The following is a 3,378-nucleotide window of genomic DNA, read 5'->3' as shown; positions in this document are numbered from 1 at the left end:
TGGCGATCGCCCACACCTTCTCGACCAAGTTCTTCGAGAAACTCGCTCACGCACAGCCCGGCCACGCCGGGGTCTGGCACCTGCTCGGCGAAGTCGAGGCGGTGTTCGGCTTCTGGGCCATGGTGCTGATCGTGTGCATGGCGTTCATGCTCGGCCGGCAGGAGGCCACCGACTACCTCGATTCGCGCAATTTCACCGAGCCGATGTTCGTGTTCGCGATCATGGTCATCGCCGCGAGCCGGGCGGTGCTGCAGGTGGCACGCCGCGCGGTCGAGATCATCGCGCGTGCGGTGCCGCTGCCCGGCGCGATGGCGACCTACTTCGTGCTCCTCGCCGCGGTGCCGCTGCTCGGCTCGCTGATCACCGAGCCCGCAGCGATGACGCTGGGGGCGCTGATGCTGCGTGAGCGGATCTTCTCGGCCGATGTCTCCAGCCGGCTCAAGTACGCGACCATCGGCACGCTGTTCGTCAATGTCTCCATCGGGGGCACGCTGACCTCCTTCGCCGCGCCGCCGGTGCTGATGGTGGCCGCCACCTGGCAGTGGGATTCGATGTTCATGCTCAGCCAGTTCGGCTGGAAGGCCGCGGTCGCGGTGGCGGTGAGCGCGCTGACCTGCACCCTGCTCTTCGGGCGCGAACTGGCCAGGCTCGCGCCGCCGCCTCGAAGCACGCGCGAGCCGCTGCCGGCCTGGGTCGCGGTGCTGCATATGGTGTTCCTGCTCGGGGTGGTGGTGCTGGCGCACCACCCTGCCGCTTTCATGGGTCTGCTGCTGTTCTTCATGGGCTTTGCCACCGCCTATCCGCAATTCCAGGACCGGCTCATCCTGCGCGAGGGCCTGATGGTGGCCTTCTTCCTCGCCGGGCTGGTGGTGCTCGGCGGCCAGCAGCAGTGGTGGCTGGAGCCGCTGCTCACCCGCATGGACTCCACCGCGGTCTACTACGGTGCCACGGCCCTCACCGCGATCACCGACAATGCCGCGCTCACCTACCTGGGCTCGCTGGTGCCGGGTCTGAGCGACGAATTCAAGTACTCGCTGGTGGCCGGTGCCGTCACCGGCGGGGGCCTCACCGTGATTGCCAACGCACCCAACCCTGCCGGCATGGCCATCCTGCGGCCGCACTTCGAGGACGAGGCGGTGAGCCCGCTCTGGCTTTTCGTGGCGGCCACGCCGCCCACGCTGATGGCCATCATCGCGTTCCGCCTCTTCTAGCCGCTGCGCCACGAGCGCCCGGGCACTGCGTCACCGGTGGCCTGAGCAATAGCTCACGGCGCCCCGCGGCGGCGCTGCCTATACTCGACCGACCGGTCCTCAGCGGACCTGTGGGTGCGCCGGCGACCGGCCGGCGCCCACCCGGTATGGGAGCAAGGCTTGCCCGACGCGGCGCTCAGTCTGGAAACACTCGGCCAGTGGATCGCCACGATCGATCCGCCTGCGCAACGCATCAGCTGGTGCACGCAGGCGCTCGCTGCCAGCCTGCCCCAGTGGCAGGCCGGGCAATCGCTCGCCGACCTGGGCGCCGCCTTTCGCGGCCTCACCGAACTCATCGACCAGGTCCGCGAGAGCGGCCGCGCCGAAGCGGTGCTCACCGGGCCCGACGGACATCCGCTCGGCGCGCAGGCGGCAACCGATGCCGAGGGCAGGCTGCATCTGCGACTGGCCGATCTGCGCTCTGACCAGCAGGCCGCAGCCCGGCACCTGAACGACCGCGAGCAACTGCTGCTGCTCTCGCGCTCCCTGTCGGTGGGCGAGATGGCGTCCACCCTCGCCCACGAACTCAACCAGCCGATCGGCGCGCTCACCAACCTCTTGCGCGGCCTGCTGATCCGCATCGACCGCGGCAACCTCGAGCCGGCCAGCGTGCGGCCTGCGGTGCAGCGTGGCGTGGAGCATGCCCTCTACGCGGCCGGGATCATCACGCGGGTGCGCGACTATGTGCAGCACCGCCAGCCCAAGGCCGAGACCATCGCGCTGCGCGGGCTGGTCGATGACGCCATCTCGCTGCTCGACTGGGAGATCCAGCGCGACGGCGTCTCGGTGGAGGTGCGCGAGGCGCCCGGCGCGCAGGCTGCCGTGGTGCGCGGCGACCGGGTGCTCCAGCAGCAGGTGCTCGTCAATCTCGCGCGCAATGCGATCGAGGCGATGCGCAGCGTGGCCCGTCCCGATCGCCGCCTGGAGATCCTGATCGATCTCGACGAAGACAGCGCCACGCTCGGCATTGCCGACCGCGGGCCGGGCATCGACGAGAGCGCAGCGGCACGGATGTTCACGCCCTTCTTCACCACCAAGCCCGGCGGCATGGGGGTCGGACTGCATGTCTGCCGCTCGATCATCGAACTGCAGCAGGGACGCCTCTGGTTCACGCCCCGTGACGAAGGTCCGGGCTGCACCTTCTGGGTGTCGCTGCCCCGCGCCACCGAAGCCACGGAGCTCGCCGCATGACACGCACCATCCTGCTGGTCGACGACAGTGAACACTTCCGGGAATCGGCCGCCTGGCTGCTCGAAAGCCTGGGCTATGACGTGCGCGCTTTCGACACCCCGGCCGGCTTCCTGCAGGCGCTCGACGGGATCGACACCGCCAGCCCCGCCTGCGTGCTGCTCGACATGCGCATGCCCGGGCTGTCCGGACTGCAGGTGCATGACGCCCTGATCGCGCGCGGCGCCACCTGGCCGGTGGTCTACATGACCGGCCACGGCGATGTACCGCTCGCGGTCGAGGCCATGCAGAAGGGCGCCTACAGCTTCCTCGAAAAACCGTTCCAGGACTCGGTGCTGGAGCGCACCCTGGAGCAGGCCTTCGAGCGCGGCGCGCGGCCCGCGACGACACCGATCACGGGTGGCCTGCCGGCGGGCGCTGGGGTTCTGGTCAACGAGTCCGCCACGCCGGCCGACGACAGCGACGAGGACCCTGCCGCGCAGGCGCATCGCACCCGGCTGAACAGCCTCACGCCGCGCGAGCGGCAGGTGCTCGATCTGGTGATTGCCGGCCTGCTGAACAAGACCATCGGCGATCGTCTGGGCATCAGCATCAAGACGGTGGAACTGCACCGCTCGCGGGTGATGCACAAGATGGGCGCGCGCTCCTTCGCGGAGCTGATGCGCGGCATGCTCACGCACGGCGGAGTCGCGGCCTGATGCTCGACGCCGCGCTGCTGCGCCGGCTGCCCCAGGTGCCGGTGGCCGAATCCGAGGCTCTCAACCGCCTGCTCGGCGTGCTTGCCCATGCCGGGCTGAGCGCGGCGCCGTGGCGCGAGCCGGTGGAGCGCCGCGAGTTCGATCCCGCCACGGTGTGGGTGTCCTTCGACTCCGACCTCGGCGAGGTGCGCATCTCGCCGCTGCGCGCGGCCGGCCGCCCGGTCGCGGTGCGCCCGATCGAC

At 70.0% G+C, this 3,378-nt stretch carries 4 protein-coding genes; all 4 read left to right on the top strand.

The annotated features are described in order from the left end of the window. A partial coding sequence (locus AC2H6A_RS18810; RefSeq protein WP_484275251.1) for a putative Na+/H+ antiporter occupies positions 1 to 1,211 on the top strand: 1,211 nt, incomplete at its 5' end. 159 nt (positions 1,212 to 1,370) lie between these two features. Then, positions 1,371 to 2,441 (top strand): sensor histidine kinase, encoded by a 1,071-nt coding sequence (locus AC2H6A_RS18805; protein WP_484275250.1) that lies wholly within the window; start codon positions 1,371 to 1,373, stop codon positions 2,439 to 2,441. Further along, entirely contained in the window at positions 2,438 to 3,136 is a 699-nt protein-coding gene (locus AC2H6A_RS18800) for a response regulator transcription factor (protein WP_484275249.1), read from the top strand. The genes AC2H6A_RS18805 and AC2H6A_RS18800 overlap by 4 nt, the downstream gene beginning before the upstream one ends. Further along, the coding region (locus AC2H6A_RS18795; RefSeq protein WP_484275248.1) for a hypothetical protein at positions 3,136 to 3,378 on the top strand (243 nt) is incomplete at its 3' end. The genes AC2H6A_RS18800 and AC2H6A_RS18795, both read left to right, overlap by 1 nt.

The organism is Quisquiliibacterium sp., assembly GCF_982640115.1.
This window is presented reverse-complemented; position numbering and strand designations above follow the sequence as displayed.